Raw genomic sequence first — 17,225 nt, 5'->3', positions numbered from 1 at the left:
TGGCCTACAGCGCAGCCCGGTCCCTAGCCTTCCGTCGCGACAGTTCGCGCCCGCGTTCGGTGGCACCGAGGATGACCTTGCGCACCCGCACGACCTCGGGCGTGACCTCGACACATTCGTCGGCGGCACAGAACTCCATCGCCGCCTCCAGGTCGAGCTGCAGCGGCTTGGCGAGCGTCTCCATCACATCGGCGGTCGAGCTGCGCATATTGGTCAGCTTCTTCTCGCGGGTGACATTGATATCGAGATCCTCGGCGCGCGGGTTTATGCCGACGACATGTCCCTCGTAGGTGTCCGCACCCGGCTCCACGAAGAACTGACCGCGATCGGCCAGCTGGATCATGGCGAACGGGGTCACCGAGCCCGCGCGGTCGGAGACCAGCGAACCGGTGTGGCGGGCGCGGATCTCACCGGCCCACGGTGCGTAGCCGTGCGAGACCGCGTTGGCGATACCGGTGCCACGGGTTTCGGTGAGGAAGTCGGTGCGGAAGCCGATCAGGCCGCGCGAGGGAACGATGAACTCCATCCGCACCCAACCGGCGGCGTGGTTGTTCATCTGGACCATCTTGCCCTTGCGGGCGGCCAGCAGCTGGGTGATCGCGCCGAGGTACTCGTCGGGGCAGTCGATAGTCAGCTCTTCGTAGGGTTCGTGCACCTTGCCGTCGACCTGCTTGGTGACCACCTGTGGCTTGCCGACGGTCAACTCGAAGCCCTCGCGGCGCATCTGCTCGACCAGGATGGCCAGCGCCAGCTCACCGCGGCCCTGCACCTCCCAGGCATCCGGGCGGCCGATATCGAGCACGCGCAGCGAGACATTGCCGACCAGTTCGGAGTCCAGGCGCGACTTCACCATGCGGGCGGTCAGTTTGTGGCCCTGCACCCGGCCGACCAGCGGCGAGGTATTGGTCCCGATGGTGACCGAGATGGCGGGCTCGTCGACCGTGATGCGCGGTAGCGCGACGGGATTGTCGATATCGGCGAGGGTGTCGCCGATCATGATCTCCGGTATGCCCGCGATGGCGACGATGTCACCGGCCACCGCGGCCTCACCGGGCTGCCGCTCGACACCGATGGTCTGCAGCAACTCGGTGATCTTGACCTGCTTGATGCCGTCGGCGTGCATCCACGCGACATTCTGACCCTTGCGCAGCTCACCGCTGTAGATGCGGACCAGCGCGAGGCGACCGAGGAAGGCCGAGGCGTCGAGGTTGGTGACGTGCGCCTGCAACGCCGCGGTCGAATCGCCCTTGGGCGCCGGGATGTTCTCCAGCAGCACGTCGAACAGCGCGTCCAGGTTCTCCGCGGCCGGCGCGCTGCCGTTCTCGGGACGTTCCTTGGAGGCCTTGCCCTCACGCCCGGATGCGTAGAGGACCGGCAAGTCCAACGCGAGTTCGGCGGCCTCGGCGGCCTCGTCGTCCAGATCGGAGGCCAGGTCGAGCAGCAGATCGTGGCTCTCCTCGACGACCTCCTCGATGCGGGCGTCGGGGCGGTCGGTCTTGTTGACCACCAGGATGACCGGCAACTTCGCGGCCAGTGCCTTGCGCAGCACGAAGCGGGTCTGCGGCAGCGGCCCCTCGGACGCGTCGACCAGTAGTACGACACCGTCGACCATGGACAGACCGCGCTCGACTTCACCACCGAAGTCGGCGTGGCCGGGGGTATCGATGACGTTGATCACGGTGACTGAACCGTCCTGGTGGTGCCGGTGCACCGCGGTGTTCTTGGCGAGAATGGTGATGCCCTTCTCGCGCTCCAGGTCACCGGAGTCCATCACACGATCGACGAGCTCGGCGCGTTCGGCGAAGGCGCCGGACTGGCGCAGCATGGCGTCGACCAGCGTCGTCTTACCGTGGTCGACGTGGGCCACGATGGCGACGTTGCGAAAATCGCGTGCAGACGACACGCCTCAATCCTCCTGCTGTTGGTATAGATGCCGGCTGCATCCGATTTCGGCGCGATCGAGACCCTGCGTGGTTACGCAGGCTTCCTCCTCCGGGTCCTGACGATCCCGCCAGGCACCCTGCAAACAGGTGGAGAATCGAAACTCACCGGGCATTGCGGCCAGTTACACAGTACCGGCATCCGAGCGGCTCGCAGACCGCGCACTCCGCTAAGGGTATGCTAACCAATCTTGGGCAAGGTCGAGGCGAAGAAGGCTTCTAGCCTCGAACCGAAGAGAAGTGCTGTCGCAAGAAGACACGCTGCTCGAAGTGCCCGGTTGTCATCATGCGGATGAAACGCCTGGAAGCCGCCGGTTGCTGCGGTAAGGAACTGAAGAAGGCCCTCGAGAAGGCCCGCCGCCTGAGCGACGAATTCGGATTCCCTGATGCCTTCGCGATCGTCGGGGTACAACTCGGATATGAGCGAACGCAGTGAGCGAACAAACGACACAGCCGCCCGAGCGGTCATGCTGGAGCCGAGCGCTAGCGAGGTGGAGGCATGAGCGCTCCGAAACTAACTGAGGCAGAACTCACCGAAGCCTTGACCGAACTGTCGGACTGGACTCGGTCCGGCGACACCATCACCCGCACGATCGAGGCCGCGAGCTTTCCCGCGGGCATCGAACTCGTGGGTCAGGTCGCCGAAGTCGCCGAGAAAGCGAACCATCATCCGGATATCGATATCCGCTGGCGCCGGGTGACCTTCGCCCTCTCGACCCACGACTCGGGCGGACTCACCGCGCTGGACGTGTCGCTGGCTCGCGAGATAGATCGGCTTGCGGCGCAATCCGATTGACCATGCGCCCGAACCAGATCACCCAGCCGTAGAGCACCAGCACGCCGAGCACGTCAACGGCGCCGAGCCAGGACAGCACCCCCGGCCGCGAGATGGTCCAGATCGACGGCTGGGCGAACGAAAGCACCCACGGCACGCCAACGAGGGTGGTAACCAACCAATATCCGGCGAGTATCCGAGCGCCGGGCGCCTGTCGCAGTGGCCCGTACACCAACCACATCACCGTGGGCAGCAGCCACACGAAGTGATGCGACCACGAGATCGGCGAAACCATCAGCCCGAACAGTTGCACGACGATCAGGGTGCCCAATCGATCGTCGGGACCCAGTGCGCGCCAAGCGAAGAAGGCCAGAACGGCTACGACGACAACAGCCGCCAGCCACCACGGCCCGGATTGGACGTCATGGCCGAGCAGACGGCTCAGCGCACCGCGTAGGGACTGATTCCAGACCGAGCCCACCGGACCGATCCGATCCGCGTCACCGAGCAGCGTGCCGAAGTAGCGCTTGGCCTCTTTGTGGTTGATCAGGAAGCTGACCCCGACCGTCGCACCGAAAACCACCGCCGACCACACCGCGGTCCCCCACCGCCGCCGCGCCACGAAGTACAGCCCCGAAATCGCCGGTGTCAGTTTGATTCCCGCGATCACACCGATCAGTCCGCCGGACAGCCACCATCGCGAACTGCGCACCGCGAGCATGGCCCCGAGTACCAGGAACACATTGACCTGGCCGTAGTCGATGGTGGTCCGCACCGGCTCCATCCAGATGCCGATCGCGGTCCACCAGACCGCGGCGGTGTGCCACCGCGACTCGCGCATCCGCTCCGCGCCGAGGATCAATTCGAAGGCGACCCACACCACCGCAAACAGCGCGGCGACAATGGCCAGCAGCCAGAGCACCGCGATCATGGTGAACGGAAAATAGTGCAGTGGGAAGAAGACCAGCGCCGCGAACGGCGGATAGGTGAACGGCAGCGGGAAGTCCGGGGTCTTCTCGGCGTAGGTGAAATCGTAGAGACCGTCGGTGAGCAGGGCCGCCGAACCGTCGACATAGACGTGCAGATCGACGAGATTCATCCCGTTCTTCGTCAGCAGCATCCACAGCAGCCTGGCCAACACGGACAGACCGAGCACCGGCACAGCCAATCGGAGACTTCGGTTCAATTCGCAGGCTTTCGAGTCGGTTCCGGGAAGGCTGCGACTAGCCTAACCGGCGCCGTGAGTGATCCCATCAATCCCCTGGACCGACCCCGGCGTGCGGATCGAGCCCGGAGACGGTAACTTGCGTACCGCAATCGCCGATTATCACTGATAACATTTGCATCACCTTTCACTCTGGTAACAGGGAACAGCGCTAGCGTCTGATAACACTGATCGTCCACAGCAGAAGTAGGGGCACGGCGGCTGTACAACACGGCGGTCATGTCCCTAGAGTGACCCCGAAACGACGGCTTTTTGCATCGCTCCTGTGATGTACCCGAGGTTAAGGACGGCTAGACAAGTGCTTCGCACCCGAGGATCGCGGATCGCCTTGTCCGCGCTCGCCATCGCAGCGAGCGCGTCGCTCGTTGCGCCGTCGACGGCAGTCGCGGCACCGGCCCCCGCGCCCGTTGCACCGAGGAACACCATTCCGATGGTTCCCGAGGGCGTCCCGATCGATCAGCTCGCCTCGCTAGCCCCGGCCATCGTCGGCGCCATCGCCGGACCTGCCGATGCCAAGCCCATCGCGGATGCCCCGAAGAACGCCATCCTCGACCAGGTCCGGGCGCTGCTCAATGCGCTGAACCTGCCACCGCAGATCAAGTCCACGCTGGAACGGATCATCACCTTCCTGGACGGCAGCGGCGGTGGTGGCCCGGAAGTCCCGCAGGGCGGCCCGGCCATCGCCCAGTTCCTTTACCCGAGCATCGGCAAGGGCTGCATCGGCGACGGCGCCGATTCGGTCGGCACCGCGCTCGCCGTCGCCGGGCCGGCCGAGCTGCCGCCGCCGGGACCGCAGGCAGGCCAGACCGGATTCGTGTTCACCGCACTCGGCACCAAGGGGCCGACGCCGGATCAGAATCCGCCGATGACGGTCCAGTGGCTGAATCTCGACACCCGTCAGTCCGGCGTCCAGCCGCTGACCGATGAGGCGCATATCAACCCCGACGGCCCGGCCACGCTTTCGGCGATCGTCAACACCGGCTCGGGCCGGGTCGTCGCGGTCGTCGGCGGTTCGCTGACCACCCAGGCCGGTGACGCCGCCCCGCGGACCTGCTCGTTCCTGCCGATGCTCGGCTTCTTCACCGTCGCATAGGCTCCCCCGTCTCCCGGACCTTCAGGCGCCGGACTCAGACGCCTGAAGGTCGACGTCGGCGGCTGGCAGCGAGAGCACATGCAGTCAGCCCGTACCCGGCGAGTTAGCCATGTACTTGCGAAATATGTTGTTGCCAAACGTTTCGATACACGCTGTCGAATCGTTTGGTAACTATGTAGACCCGCATGAACTGTGGTAGACCGAACACATGGCGACTGTCGATGATTCGCTTCGATCCGGTCCCTCGATCCATCCGGGTCATTCGATCCGGAGCAGGCGCTCGCGTCGATCTATCCTGTCTTTCCGCTCGGAAGGCTCGATCCTGTCTATCGGCTCGGCCTACTCGATCCTATCGATCGGCAGCGTGGGTTCGGTGCTGTCCATCGGGGCCGTCGGATCCTTCGGCTCGGTGATCTCGTCCTTCTCCATCGGCAGCCTCGGCTCCGCCTTCTCCGGCATCTCCCGCTGGTCCCTGTTCTCCTGGCGCGGCGACCACGAGGCCCCTGACAACCGCCCCGCCCTCCGCGTCGTCCCCGACGACGAACCCGAACTCCGCCTCGCCCCTACCTGCCACTGCCAAACCTGAACGGATCAAGATCAGGTGGATCCATGGCGGCATCGGGCAACCCCGCCACCAGTGCCACCTGATCTTGATCCGCCGGTCACCACTGGCCGTATTCGGGGCTGAGGATGTTGTTGACATCTACGCCGATGCCGTCGATCGCGCGTTTGTCGATTTCGATCTGGTGTAGGTGGGCTGCGGGGTGTACGAAGCCCTTGGGGGTGCCCCAGTTGTGTTGCCAGTACCAGGAACCCAGGTCTGCGGCGCGTGCCAGTTCGATGGTCGGCGCGTTGGCGTAGATGCCGACGTTCTGTTTGCCGAGCACCGACTCCCAGCCGAGGATGTACGGCGCGATCATGGTCGCGAAATCGGCCGGGGTCGGGTTGTCGTCGATGGAGGCGTAGATCGGCCGGCTCTCCGGACCTCCCGCGGCCAGATGCAGTTCCATGCCGCGATCGGCATGCTTCTTGCCCGCCTCCATGCCACCGCGCCAGTCGGCGGTCGAGCCCTTGCCGAACTGGTAGTTCGACACGATCATCAGCCCGGCGGCGTGCAGTTGATCGACCTCCTTGGCGCGCAATGGTTTTCCCTCCATCCATTCGGCACCCGGACGGCGATCGGAGACGTAACGGATGACGCCGAGGTGACCGTCATCCAGGATCGCGCCGGCGGAGGGAACACCTCCCGCGTAGTCGACGAGGGTGCCGAGCACACCGGCCGCCGAAGCGCGGGGCGCGGCGACACCGACGGCGGCGGCCGCGGCGGTGTAGGCGAACAACTGGCGGCGAGACACAGAGATGGAACGCATCGCAGGACTCCTTCGCGCAAACCCGACATGGACAGGTAGCGTGCCCGGCGCACCTTCCCCAAGGTTCACTCGCGCGCCGGGAGCCTCGAACGTGCACTCATTTCACCATATTCACATTGGAACCGCCAGACCCACTGGAAACAGAAATTCACACTTGCCACACTGGTCAAGGGTTGGTTCTAAGCGATGCTGTCGAGTCGTTCCGCGACATCGATGGTGCGGCCCGAACTGTCGCTGAGTTCGTCACGCACCACCCCGGCGACCTGCGCGACGACCTGCTTCTTGATACCGGCCAACACACCGAGCGTCGCCGCCCGCATACCGCGCGCCTTGAACTCCAGCCGCAGGTCATCGGCCGCGGGTGGCGGCACATCGACGACGATCAGCAGCGGATCGGCCGCCCGCACGGTCAGCACCAGTGGGATCTCGACATCGGCGCGATACTGGTTGGCCTTGAGCACATCGACGGTGATATCCAGGCTCACCGGCAGGGTCAGATCGAAGGAGACCGGCTCGTCCGAGCGATCCGTGAGCTCCGGCGTTCGAACATTGCCCTGCACCGTGACGGTGGCGGAATCACGCGGTCCGACGCGCAGCGGCCCGACTTCGATGGGACGGCCCGCCATCCGCTCGACGAATTCGAAGACCCGATCGCGGGTCACGATGCGGGAGAAGAACTGATGCCCGAATTCGTCGTAGCCGATCCAGTCGAATTCGGCCTGGTCGACGCGCTCGGAACGGACGCCGTTGATGATGGCCTCGACGTCGAAGACCCGCCCGCGCCGCGCCCGCGGTTCGGCGAGCATCGCATTCACCCGATTGGCGACCTCGCGCTGCACCACCCCGCCGATCGGATCGAGCAACCACTCCCAAGCCGAATCGATGGCCTGGGCGCGCAGCACGAAGCTGACATCACGCGAGGTGATCGGCGGGATATCGATGACGATGAGCAGCGGATCCGCAGTGCGCGCATGCAGCGTGAGATCGATTTCGGCGACCGCCTCCAGCCGCATTTTCCGACCGCCGAGCAGCACCTTCACCGACATCGTCAGCGGTACGGTCACCTCGAAGGTGACGTGCGGGCCGTTGCGCAGAATGACCGGCTTGCCTACCTTGCCCTCGGCCATGAATCCGGCCAAACCGACCGGTCCGAGGGAGAACGGGCCGATTGCGATGCGGTGATCGGTCATCGCGGAGACGGCGGCCTCGATCCGTTCGGCCGTCACCGCGTGGGTGACGAAACGTTCCCCGAACTCGGCGTAGCCGATCCACACGGGATCGTCGGTCTTTTCCTCGATTGGCAGCATCAGAGTTTCCGAAACCCTCACCTCTCAACGGACAACCGACACGGTACGCGACGCAGATTTCGACGAGATCGGGCCGACATCCCCCACCCAGAGGTCCCTGTCCTGCTGATGAGGGGGTAGCAGGACAGGGACCGAAAGACGGCGCTGCCGGGCGCCGCCTAGTCAATGGTAAGTGCTAGCGGAGGACCGCCGACAATGCATAGCCACTGGAAAGACCGGCTCAGTTACCACACTATTCACAAACGACCGAATCCCACCACCCCCGGCACCTCCACCAGTGCGAAACGATGGATCGCGACCTCGCCGAATTCGTTGCCGCCGATGGTCGTCACGGTCCCGTTCGCGGCCATGAGCACGAAATTCGTGTGCTGGTTGAAGGGGCTCCCCTGGGCATAGAACAGCACGTCACCGGTGCGCGGCTGATATCCCGAACCGGCCGGGGCGAAGCGGTCCGCGCCCTGGTAGTACTCCTGCAGTGTGTACACACCCGGAATCCGCCACGATCCGGAATTCGGATTGGCCAGCGGTGCCCCGGCCTCCCGCAGCACCCAGCTGACGAAGTCGGCACACCACGGTTCGTCGGAACCTTCGCTGTACTTCGGACCGTCGCCCTGCGCCTTGAATTCGCGTTCGAGAACCGCGACGATCCGTCCCTGCGTGGGATCCAGCCCGGACCTGTCGATCGTTGGAAATGTGGTCGAACGGTCTCCGGCGATTGCCGGTTGTGCGCGATGCTGCCACCAGCGCACCCCGACCACCCCCGCCGCGACCAGTGCAACCGCCACCAAGCCCAGCACCGGCCACCGATACCGTCGCCGATCGGCCACCTCTCGCTCCGACATGTTCCCCCTCCCAGCGTTCGGCTCCTGATCATTTGGACGAACGGGCCCGCCCCGCGGTTCCCGCAGATGTGGTTTCAACCGGATGGGCGCGGGGCAGTCTCTCGAAGGCATGGCGGCCGTTGGTAATTGCCGCCCGCGCGAATTTCGTCCCGGTCGAGCGGCAGGCGCGATAGTCTCCGAGGACACCGGGCGACGGGGAGGTAAGGCCCTGGACACACTGTGGACATTCGTGGTGCATCGGCGCGCACAGCTGGTCACCGATTCGTATTTGCATGTCTCGGCGGTAGTGCAGTCCATGCTGCTCGCGACGATCGTGGCCGTGCTGATCGGCATCCTGGTCTACCGCAGCCCGTTCGGATCCTCGGTCGCGACGGCGCTGGCGAGCGCCATACTCACCGTTCCGTCGTTCGCGCTGCTCGGGCTGCTGATTCCGTTCCTCGGACTCGGTGTCGGACCGACCATTACGGCGCTGGTGCTCTATGCCCTGCTGCCGATTCTGCGCAACACCATCATCGGGTTGGACTCGGTCGATCCGGCGATCGTGGACGCCGCGCGCGGGGTCGGCATGAACCGGCTCCGGGTACTCGCGCGCATCGAATTGCCGCTGGCCTGGCCGTCGATCCTGACCGGGATGCGGGTCAGCACCCAGATGATCATGGGCATTCTGGCCATTGCCGCCTATGCCAAGGGACCCGGACTCGGCAATCTGATCTTCTCCGGCCTGGCGCGGCTCGGTAGTCCGAATGCGGTGCCGCAGGCGCTGGTCGGGACGATCCTGATCGTCGTACTCGCGCTGATCCTCGATGGGATCTTCGTCATCGTCGGGCGACTCACCACCTCGAGGGGACTACGTGACTGAAACCGAAATCCGCGGCGACAGTATGGCATCGGCGGTATCCGGCGTCGAGATCCTGCTCGACGAGGTCACCAAACACTATCCGGGCCAACATGATCCGGCCGTCGACCGAGTTTCGCTGACCATCCCGGCGGGCGAAATCGTCGTCCTGGTCGGGCCGTCCGGCTGCGGTAAGACCACCACCATGCGGATGATCAACCGCCTCATCGAGCCGACCTCGGGCACCATCACGATCGGCGGACGCGATGTCACCGGCGTGAATCCGGACCAATTGCGCAGGGGCATCGGCTATTCCATCCAGCAGGCCGGGTTGTTCCCGCATCTGACGGTCGCGAAAAACGTTGCGACAGTGCCGGGTCTGATCGGCTGGGACCGCAAGAAGGTCGCCGCACGGACCGACGAAATGCTAGAGCTGGTCGGCCTCGATCCCGATACCTACCGTCATCGCTATCCCAGGCAGCTCTCGGGCGGCCAGCAGCAGCGCGTCGGAGTGGCTCGCGCATTGGCCGCCGATCCGCCGGTGCTGCTGATGGACGAGCCGTTCGGCGCGGTCGATCCGATCACCCGCGGCCTGCTGCAGGACGAGTTGCTGCGGCTGCAATCCGAATTGGGTAAGACCATCGTGTTCGTCACCCACGATTTCAACGAGGCGGTGAAGCTGGGCGATCGAATCGCGGTGCTGGGCAATCAATCCCGAATTCTGCAGTACGACACCCCGGCCGCGATCCTGGCCGATCCCGCGGATGAGACCGTGGCCGGTTTCGTCGGCGCTGATGCCTCGCTCAAGCAGCTCACCCTCACTCGGGTCCGCGATGTCGAACTCGACAGCTGCCCGACGGCCCCGGAGTCCGATTCGGTCGACAGCCTCCGCGCGGCGCTGGCCGGACTGGATCGGCCATGGGCGCTGATTCTCGACGCGCAGCAGCGGCCATTGCGTTGGGTATCGAGTGAGCAACTGGCACAGGCGAATTCGTTGCGCGATATCGGTTCTTCGGTCGGTGAGCAGCTATCACTGCAATCGACACTGCAGGATGCGTTGGAGGCCTTGCTCGCCGAGCAGACCGCCACCGCGGTCGTCACCGGTCGGCGCGGTGAATACGCCGGATTGATCACGATCGATACGCTCGTCGGCCATCTGTCGGCCATGCGCGCCACGCACGCGGGCGCGCAGACGGATGCGACGACATGACCACGGCGACCACCGCACCGGCCACGGCATCGCCGACCACACTGCGTCGGGCCGAACGCATTCGGCTGCTGGTCCAACCGGCGCTCGTGCTGGTCCTCACCGCGGGTGTGCTGGTGTGGGCATTCCGGCGCGATCTCACCGTCACCCAGCAGGCCAGTATCAGCGTTTCCAATATCGCGACCGTCACCTGGCAGCATGTGCTGATCACCGCGACGGTCGTGGTGATCGTCGTCGCGGTGGCGGTACCGCTGGGCACACTGCTCACGCGCCCCGGATATCGCCGTCTGGCACCGATTTTCGTCGGTATCGCCAATATCGGCGCCGCCGCACCCGCGATCGGCCTGATCGTGCTGTTCTACCTCGCCACCCGCACGACCGGGTTCTGGATCGGCGTAGCGCCGATCGCCTTCTATTCGTTGCTTCCGGTGTTGCGCAATACGATCCTGGGCTACCAGCAGGTGGATCCCGCGGTCGTCGATGCCGGACGCGGCCAGGGCATGTCGGCGCTGACGGTATTGCGCCGCATCGAATTTCCGCTCGCCATCCCGTATGTCCTTGCCGGGCTGCGCACCTCGCTGGTGCTGGCCGTCGGCACGGCGACACTGTCGTTCCTGGTGAGCGCGGGTGGTCTCGGCATCCTGATCGATACCGGGTACAAGTTGCGCGATAACGTCACGCTGGTGGTCGGAGCCGTCCTCGCGGTCGCGCTGGCGCTGCTCGTCGACTGGCTCGGTGCGTTGGCCGAACAGTACCTGGGGCCGAGGGGGTTGAAGTGAGGGCGTGGATGCTGGGCCTTGCGGCCGTATTCGTATTGAGCGCCTGCGGATTACAGTCCGGGAGCGCGGTGCCGCTGCGGGTCGGCCCCGGCAGTATTCGTCCCGTGCCCCAGCTCGACGGTGTAGCGATTACGGTGGGTTCCAAGGACTTCACCGAGCAGAACATCCTGGGATATCTCATCGAATTCGCCCTGTCCGCAGCGGGTGCGCAGGTCCGGGATCTGACGAATATTCAGGGCTCCAACAGTGTTCGCGATGCCCAGCTGCACGGACAGATCGATATCTCCTACGAATACACCGGCACCGGGTGGATCAACTATCTCGGCAACGAGACACCGGTTCCGGATGAGGTCGGACAGTTCGAGGCGGTTCGCGACGCGGATCTGGCCGCGCACGGCATTGTGTGGACGGATATGGCCCCGATGAACAACACCTACGCGCTGGTGATGAGCGCCGGCACCGCGAAGGAGACGGGTGTCGTCACACTGTCGGACTATGCCCGGCTGATCGCCACCGATTCGGCCGCCGCCGCGACGTGCGTCGGCACCGAATTCAATGTGCGCCAAGACGGTTATCCGGGAATGGCGCGTAAGTACGGGATCGATGTCGGGAAGGTGCACAAGCAGATCGTGCAGGATGCGGTGGTCTATCAGGCCACCGCCGATGCCGCGCAGTGCAGGTTCGGCTCGGTCGCCGCCACCGACGGCCGGATACCGGCGCTCGGGCTGGTCCTGCTGAAGGATGATCTGGGCTTCTTCCCGAAATACAATGCGGCGCTGGTGATGCGGAAGTCCTTCGCCGACGCGCATCCGCAGGTCGCCGACATCATGGCGCCGATATCGAAGAAGCTGACCAATGAGGCGATCACCGAATTGAATCGCCAGGTCGACATGGATGGGCGCGAACCCGCTGAGGTCGCGCGGGATTGGATGGTGGCGGAAGGGTTCGTCACTGCTCGCTGACCGGTCCGATCAGGCTTGCGGATCGCCACCCAGGTAGCGCAGCAACTCGGCGACCGCCGTGTCGTCCGCCGCGCCGTCGACGATCGCGGCGTAGGCACCCCACTGGCGCAGCGGTCCCGGCCGCGATACTGACGACGCTCCCAGCGCCATTCGCGATGGCGCCATTCGCGATGGCGCCACCGTGCGCATCGGCCTGGATCCCGACGCGAACAACGAAATCGAGCCCTACCGGCTGATCAACTGGCAGCGGCGCTGGTATCTGGAATTGGCACCTCAGCGTTATCGAAAGCGTTATCGAAGGTCGTGGCATGGCTTTTGAGGCGAGGTTAGGCTGCTGGACCTGACCATGTGAACGGGGGGATCAACTCTTGATCCCGAGGGAATCAGGAGGCATACCACCATGGCGGATACCCGCCCTTCGATCGCCCGATATCTGCGCGAGCGCCGTGCGGCGGCCGGACTCACCCAGGCCGCGATGGCCGTGGCCACCGGATTCCCGCAGACGGTGATCAAGGATTTCGAACAGGGCGTGGTCGCGCCGACCCCGGCGACGCTGGGCCGGTTGTTCGATGCGCTGGGCGTACCGGTGTTCTTCCGCGACCACATCGTGAGTCTCACGCAGGCGAGCCAGTTTCCGGAGACCTTCGGGCCGGCGCCGAGCGTGCCGCTGCCCACCGATCTGCGCACCTTGCGCAGCCTTGCCCAGCCCGCCTGGTTCCAGATCGTGCCCACCTTCGATCTGGTCGCCGCGAACTCCGCTTACCTGCGGCTATTTCCCGGGCTCGAGCCCGGCGACAATATCCTCGAGTGGACGATGCTGAATCCGGCGGCCAGACAGGCCGTGCACGAGTGGCACAAGGAAGCGCATCTGATGGTCTACGCGCTGCGGATGATGGCGCCGGGCCTGGTGCCGCAGGAGCGGCTGGACAAGATCATCTCCGCCTGCCGGACGGCGCCCGAGTGGGAGCAACTGTGGCTCACCGATATCGCACCGGCCGATCTCGCCAGGCAGTGGATCCAGGTGCGCGATCCGGCACGCCGCGAACTGCGGCGGATGACATTGAACGTCTTCATGTCCGAATTCCCGCGGCGGCCATGGTGGATGTACACCCTGGTGCCGATCGACTGAACCGCAGGCCATCGAACGACAACGGGGCCGATCCTCGCCGGTGAGGATCGGCCCCGTGGCCGTTCGGGCTGATGACCCGATGATCAGGCGTGCCCGGTCTTATCGGCGGCATCGGCTGCCTTGCGCATCGGAATGAACAGCGTGAGCACGATGGCGACCAGGGCGGCGGCCGTGGCAATAAGGAAGGCGGTGTGGAAGCCGTCGCGCGAGGGCACTACATGCGAGCCGAGCTGCAACGTCATGTGGGCGAGCACCACGCTCATCACCGCCGCTGAGGTCGACGTACCGATCGAGCGCATCAGCGAATTGAGGCCGTTGGCCGCGGCAGTCTCCGTGAGCGGCACCGCGCCCATGATCAGCGCGGGCATCGCGGCAAAGGCCAGACCGACACCGCCCGCGACGATCGTCGCCGCGATCATCAGCTCCCAGACGTTGTTCATCAGCACCACGGCACACAGATAACCGACCGCGATCACCGCCGAACCGAGCGCCAGCGTGACCTTCGGGCCGCGCGCCGCCGACAGCCGAGCCGACACCGGCGACAGCAGGATCATCACGAATCCCGTTGGGGCCAGCGCCAATCCGGCATTGATCATGGACAGGCCCAAGCCGTATCCGGTCTGCGCCGGCGCCATCATCAGCTGCGGGAAGGTCAGCGACATGCCGTAGAGCGCGAACCCGACCGCGATGGAAGCGAGATTGGTGAACAGTACGCGCGGTCGCGCCGAGACCCGCAGGTCGACCAGCGGCGAGCGCTGCTTCAGTTCGAAGTAGCCCCAGATGAGGAAGGTCACCAGGGAGAGCGCGAACAGGCCGAGCGTGCTCGCACTGCCCCAACCCCAGTCCGCACCCTTGGTGATCGGAATCAGCAGGGCCAGCAACGCAATCGACAGTCCGACCGCACCACCGAAATCGAAACGCGCGGATGTGCGCACCGGCGACTCCGGTACGAAGACGAAAACCAGTGCGGCACAGACGACACCGAGCCCGGCCGCGGTCCAGAACAGCATGTGCCAGTCCGTATTCTGCGCGATCGCCGCCGCCAGCGGCAGGCCGAGCGCACCGCCGACACCGAGCGTGGCACTCATGATCGCCATTGCGGAACCCACCTTCTCGGCGGGCAATTCGTCACGCATGATGCTGATGCCGAGCGGGATCGCACCGATCGCCGCACCCTGCAGCGAGCGCCCGATGATTTCGGGCGCCAGCGTGGAGGAGAGCGCGCACACCACCGAACCGGCGACCATCGACACCAGATTGGCGAACAGCACCCGGCGCTTGCCGAACAAGTCGCCGAGTCGGCCACTGATCGGCGTCGCGACTGCACCGGCCAGCAGGGCCGCCGTGATCACCCAGGACGCATTGGACGCCGAGGTGTCCAGCAGCGTCGGCAGCGTGGGAATGATCGGAATGACCAGCGTCTGCATCAGCGACACGACGATACCGATCATGCCGAGGGGTGCGATGAGTAGGCCGGATGTGGGACGGCGCCGGGCGTCGTTCTCTGTGACGGTCGAGGACGCGTCGGCTGCAACAGTCATGAACATGTACGATACATGTCCTATGTACTATGCACAATTTGCAATCGGCGTGATTCAGCCGACATAGTGTGGCCATGCCCGAATCAGGTCCCGAGAACGACGATGAACTCACCCGCCTCGTCTTCGAGTTGACCCTGCTCTCCCGGCACTTCCCGACCTCGTTGTTGCGCAGGCCCGGCTTCCAGCTCGACCGGTCGGCGTATCTGATCCTGACCAGACTGGAGATGGACTTCTCACTCAGCCTGCGCGAGCTGTCGGAGGCCTTCCAGCTCGATATCTCCACCATCAACCGGCAGGTCGCCGCGATGTTGAAGCAGGGCTTGGTCGAGCGCGTCCCCGATCCGGACGGCGGCATCGCCCGCAAGATCCGGGCCAGCGCCAAGGGCCAGGAACTGGTGACCGCCGATCGCGAGCAAAGTCAGGAGGGCATCGGCGCGGTCGTCGCCGACTGGACGTCCGCCGATATCGCGCAGTTGAACGGGCTCATCTCCCGGTTCAATATGTCGATAGAGCATCTCGAAGAGAATCCGTGGCCGCGTCCGCGCGCCCGGTAGGCCACCGAGTGGCACGGGACCCGGTGCGTCGGGCAATATCGCTGCCGTGAGGTTCGGGTTCGGGGTGGTCGCGGCGTCACTGTTCGTGGCCGTCGGCTGCGGCCTCGATACCGAGGCCGACGAATGGAACGGCTGGACGGTGACGGTGTACTACACCGCGGTCGAGTCCTATCACTCCGGGCCGCTGGAAACCGTACGCGGCTGCAGCGATCTCGAATGCACCGACGCCAATGTCGAAATAGGCTCGCTACCAGAGGATTTCATCGACGTGGTGCGTGATGAGGGCACCGGCCGGATCACCAGCGGCGGGCACGCGGGGCAATATCTGAACTGGTCCTACGATGTCGGATTCTGGGTCGACACCGAACCACGGGACACCCGAGGTGAGGCGCTGCATCCGTTCGAGAGTGCGGCCGCCGATAGCATCGAGCCGGGAACTCGATTGCGGCTCACCGGTTGCGGGAACGCAAGGCCCGACAATGTATGTGGCAAGTTCAGCGCCGCAACGTGGACGATCGGCGACGAATTCACGCCGGGACTCGGCGGCCCACGGCATCTGGACCTCTACATCGGCGAGGAAACTTCCGAAAGTTTCACCGAGGGGCCGGATTTCGTGACATTCACCGGTGCCACGCTCGAACCCGTGGAGCCCTGACCCGCCCACCGCCCTCGCATATGTCCTCTACTACCGCGCGGTGAGTCAGGTCGGACCGGCGACCGCAGCGGGCGGCGATGTTCCTCGTGCACGCCTTCGGCCTCAGCTGCGCGGGGATGATCTCGCTGACGGCAGGCCCTCGGGGCGCACCGATGTTCGTCGGCGCCTGGCTGAATAGTCGCGGCGACGCGACGCGCGAAACGACGCCCGCGCCCGAGCCGGTTGACGTGCGTTCCTGAGGTTTGGATGGCCGTCGGCGAGGCATTACGTGGATGACACGACCGTCTCGAGCTAGGAGGATCGCGTGTCTTCTGCAGTGATCGCAATAGTGGTCGTCGTGGTGGTGGTTCTGGTCGTGGCCGGGTTGCTGGTCGCGGCTTGGCCGATGTTGCGGAGAAAGCGGCTGCGCGAGAAGTTCGGGCCCGAATACGACCGGACCAGGGAAGAGCTGGACAGCCGCAAAGCCACCGACCGTGAGCTGACCGAGCGGGAGCGGCGCCATGCCGAACTCGAGATCCGGGAGCTGTCGGACCAGGAGAAGCAGCGGTATCGGACCGAGTGGGCGCGGATGCAGGAGCGCTTCGTCGATGCTCCGGCCGATGCGGTGACAGCAGCCGATGTGCTGGTGGCCGACATCATGGCCGAGCGCGGCTACCCCACCGAAGGATATGACCAGCAGCTCGCCGATCTGTCCGTCGAGCATGCGGCGACAGTCGGCCACTATCGCGCCGCACACGAGATCGCGATCCGGCGCTCCGATACCCGAATCTCCACCGAGGACATGCGATTCGCGGTGGTGCAGTACCGCGAGTTGTTCGAGGACCTGCTCGGCGGCGCGCCGAACGAGAAGAAGGATGCAAAGCGATGAGCACGGAACAGGGTCGGGAGCGGAGTCTGGAAAACGAAGTGCCGGAAGGGGGTTCGCCGACCGGAACACGCACCGGGACCGAGGGCGATTCGGCTGCTTCGTATGGGTCGGTGCCGATTTCGGAGGCTGAGGCGAGCGGGGGC

General features: G+C 65.1%; 19 protein-coding genes. 12 read left to right on the top strand and 7 right to left on the bottom strand.

The genetic code is table 11. From position 1 onward, the window contains the following. Window positions 1–4: 4 nt before the first annotated feature. On the bottom strand, window positions 5–1,903 hold the full coding sequence (typA, locus tag ACQPXH_RS07065; protein ID WP_433601499.1) for a translational GTPase TypA: 1,899 nt from the start codon (window positions 1,901–1,903) through the stop codon (window positions 5–7). A 329-nt stretch (window positions 1,904–2,232) separates the two neighbouring features. Between typA and ACQPXH_RS07060 the strand changes: the two genes are divergently transcribed. Both ACQPXH_RS07060 and ACQPXH_RS07055 read left to right on the top strand, forming a co-directional pair. Further along, window positions 2,233–2,376 carry a hypothetical protein gene (locus ACQPXH_RS07060; protein WP_433603711.1) on the top strand — a complete coding sequence of 48 codons (144 nt, stop codon included), beginning with the start codon at window positions 2,233–2,235 and terminating at the stop codon, window positions 2,374–2,376. Window positions 2,377–2,439: 63 nt separating this feature from the next. Then, the gene (locus ACQPXH_RS07055) at window positions 2,440–2,736 is read left to right on the top strand and encodes a 4a-hydroxytetrahydrobiopterin dehydratase (RefSeq protein WP_387296031.1); all 297 of its coding nucleotides are present in this window, start codon (window positions 2,440–2,442) and stop codon (window positions 2,734–2,736) included. Here the strand turns inward: ACQPXH_RS07055 and ACQPXH_RS07050 are convergent. Then, window positions 2,675–3,901 carry a mannosyltransferase gene (locus ACQPXH_RS07050; RefSeq protein ID WP_433601498.1) on the bottom strand — a complete coding sequence of 409 codons (1,227 nt, stop codon included), beginning with the start codon at window positions 3,899–3,901 and terminating at the stop codon, window positions 2,675–2,677. The two genes, ACQPXH_RS07055 and ACQPXH_RS07050, sit on opposite strands and share 62 nt — an antisense overlap. Before the next feature lie 337 nt (window positions 3,902–4,238). Between ACQPXH_RS07050 and ACQPXH_RS07045 the strand changes: the two genes are divergently transcribed. Together ACQPXH_RS07045 and ACQPXH_RS07040 are read left to right on the top strand one after the other, a co-directional pair. Further along, window positions 4,239–5,033 (top strand): Rv1157c family protein, encoded by a 795-nt coding sequence (locus ACQPXH_RS07045; protein ID WP_433601497.1) that lies wholly within the window; start codon window positions 4,239–4,241, stop codon window positions 5,031–5,033. Between the two features lie 208 nt (window positions 5,034–5,241). Beyond that, window positions 5,242–5,619, top strand: coding sequence for a hypothetical protein (locus ACQPXH_RS07040; RefSeq protein ID WP_433601496.1), 378 nt, complete (start codon window positions 5,242–5,244; stop codon window positions 5,617–5,619). Window positions 5,620–5,695: 76 nt separating this feature from the next. Here ACQPXH_RS07040 and ACQPXH_RS07035 read toward each other — a convergent pair whose 3' ends face one another. The 3 genes from ACQPXH_RS07035 to ACQPXH_RS07025 form a co-directional block, all read right to left on the bottom strand. Continuing rightward, window positions 5,696–6,403 carry a DUF1906 domain-containing protein gene (locus ACQPXH_RS07035; RefSeq protein WP_433601495.1) on the bottom strand — a complete coding sequence of 236 codons (708 nt, stop codon included), beginning with the start codon at window positions 6,401–6,403 and terminating at the stop codon, window positions 5,696–5,698. A 179-nt stretch (window positions 6,404–6,582) separates the two neighbouring features. Continuing rightward, on the bottom strand, window positions 6,583–7,710 hold the full coding sequence (locus tag ACQPXH_RS07030; RefSeq protein WP_433601494.1) for a hypothetical protein: 1,128 nt from the start codon (window positions 7,708–7,710) through the stop codon (window positions 6,583–6,585). A 236-nt stretch (window positions 7,711–7,946) separates the two neighbouring features. Next, window positions 7,947–8,552: a CHAP domain-containing protein gene (locus ACQPXH_RS07025; protein WP_433601493.1), complete on the bottom strand. Its 606-nt coding sequence runs from the start codon at window positions 8,550–8,552 to the stop codon at window positions 7,947–7,949. Window positions 8,553–8,760: 208 nt separating this feature from the next. Between ACQPXH_RS07025 and ACQPXH_RS07020 the strand changes: the two genes are divergently transcribed. From ACQPXH_RS07020 to ACQPXH_RS07005, 4 genes are read left to right on the top strand one after another with little or no spacing between them, the layout of a single operon-like run. Further along, entirely contained in the window at window positions 8,761–9,411 is a 651-nt protein-coding gene (locus ACQPXH_RS07020) for an ABC transporter permease (protein ID WP_433603343.1), read from the top strand. Window positions 9,412–9,433: 22 nt separating this feature from the next. Then, the gene (locus ACQPXH_RS07015) at window positions 9,434–10,597 is read left to right on the top strand and encodes an ABC transporter ATP-binding protein (RefSeq protein ID WP_433603342.1); all 1,164 of its coding nucleotides are present in this window, start codon (window positions 9,434–9,436) and stop codon (window positions 10,595–10,597) included. Continuing rightward, the gene (locus ACQPXH_RS07010; protein WP_433601492.1) at window positions 10,594–11,373 is read left to right on the top strand and encodes an ABC transporter permease; all 780 of its coding nucleotides are present in this window, start codon (window positions 10,594–10,596) and stop codon (window positions 11,371–11,373) included. The genes ACQPXH_RS07015 and ACQPXH_RS07010 overlap by 4 nt, the downstream gene beginning before the upstream one ends. Window positions 11,374–11,381: 8 nt before the next feature. Beyond that, complete coding sequence (locus ACQPXH_RS07005) at window positions 11,382–12,335, top strand: glycine betaine ABC transporter substrate-binding protein (RefSeq protein WP_433603341.1); 954 nt, start codon at window positions 11,382–11,384, stop codon at window positions 12,333–12,335. Between the two features lie 9 nt (window positions 12,336–12,344). Here the strand turns inward: ACQPXH_RS07005 and ACQPXH_RS07000 are convergent, their stop codons facing one another. Next, entirely contained in the window at window positions 12,345–12,485 is a 141-nt protein-coding gene (locus tag ACQPXH_RS07000; protein WP_433601491.1) for a hypothetical protein, read from the bottom strand. 250 nt (window positions 12,486–12,735) lie between these two features. On the opposite strand from ACQPXH_RS07000, the gene ACQPXH_RS06995 reads away from it, so the two are divergent. Then, entirely contained in the window at window positions 12,736–13,464 is a 729-nt protein-coding gene (locus tag ACQPXH_RS06995; RefSeq protein WP_433601490.1) for a helix-turn-helix domain-containing protein, read from the top strand. Window positions 13,465–13,547: 83 nt separating this feature from the next. On the opposite strand, the gene ACQPXH_RS06990 is transcribed toward ACQPXH_RS06995, so the two are convergent. Then, window positions 13,548–15,005 (bottom strand): MFS transporter, encoded by a 1,458-nt coding sequence (locus ACQPXH_RS06990; RefSeq protein WP_433601489.1) that lies wholly within the window; start codon window positions 15,003–15,005, stop codon window positions 13,548–13,550. A 74-nt stretch (window positions 15,006–15,079) separates the two neighbouring features. Between ACQPXH_RS06990 and ACQPXH_RS06985 the strand changes: the two genes are divergently transcribed. The 3 genes from ACQPXH_RS06985 (at window position 15,080) to ACQPXH_RS06975 (ending at window position 17,082) form a co-directional block, all read left to right on the top strand. After that, complete coding sequence (locus ACQPXH_RS06985) at window positions 15,080–15,559, top strand: MarR family winged helix-turn-helix transcriptional regulator (RefSeq protein WP_433601488.1); 480 nt, start codon at window positions 15,080–15,082, stop codon at window positions 15,557–15,559. A 46-nt stretch (window positions 15,560–15,605) separates the two neighbouring features. Beyond that, entirely contained in the window at window positions 15,606–16,214 is a 609-nt protein-coding gene (locus ACQPXH_RS06980; protein ID WP_433601487.1) for a hypothetical protein, read from the top strand. A 304-nt stretch (window positions 16,215–16,518) separates the two neighbouring features. Continuing rightward, on the top strand, window positions 16,519–17,082 hold the full coding sequence (locus ACQPXH_RS06975; protein ID WP_433601486.1) for a hypothetical protein: 564 nt from the start codon (window positions 16,519–16,521) through the stop codon (window positions 17,080–17,082). The last annotated feature ends 143 nt before the right edge of the window (window positions 17,083–17,225 follow it).

Source organism: Nocardia sp. CA-135953 (assembly GCF_050955735.1).
GTDB lineage: Bacteria > Actinomycetota > Actinomycetes > Mycobacteriales > Mycobacteriaceae > Nocardia.
This window is presented reverse-complemented; position numbering and strand designations above follow the sequence as displayed.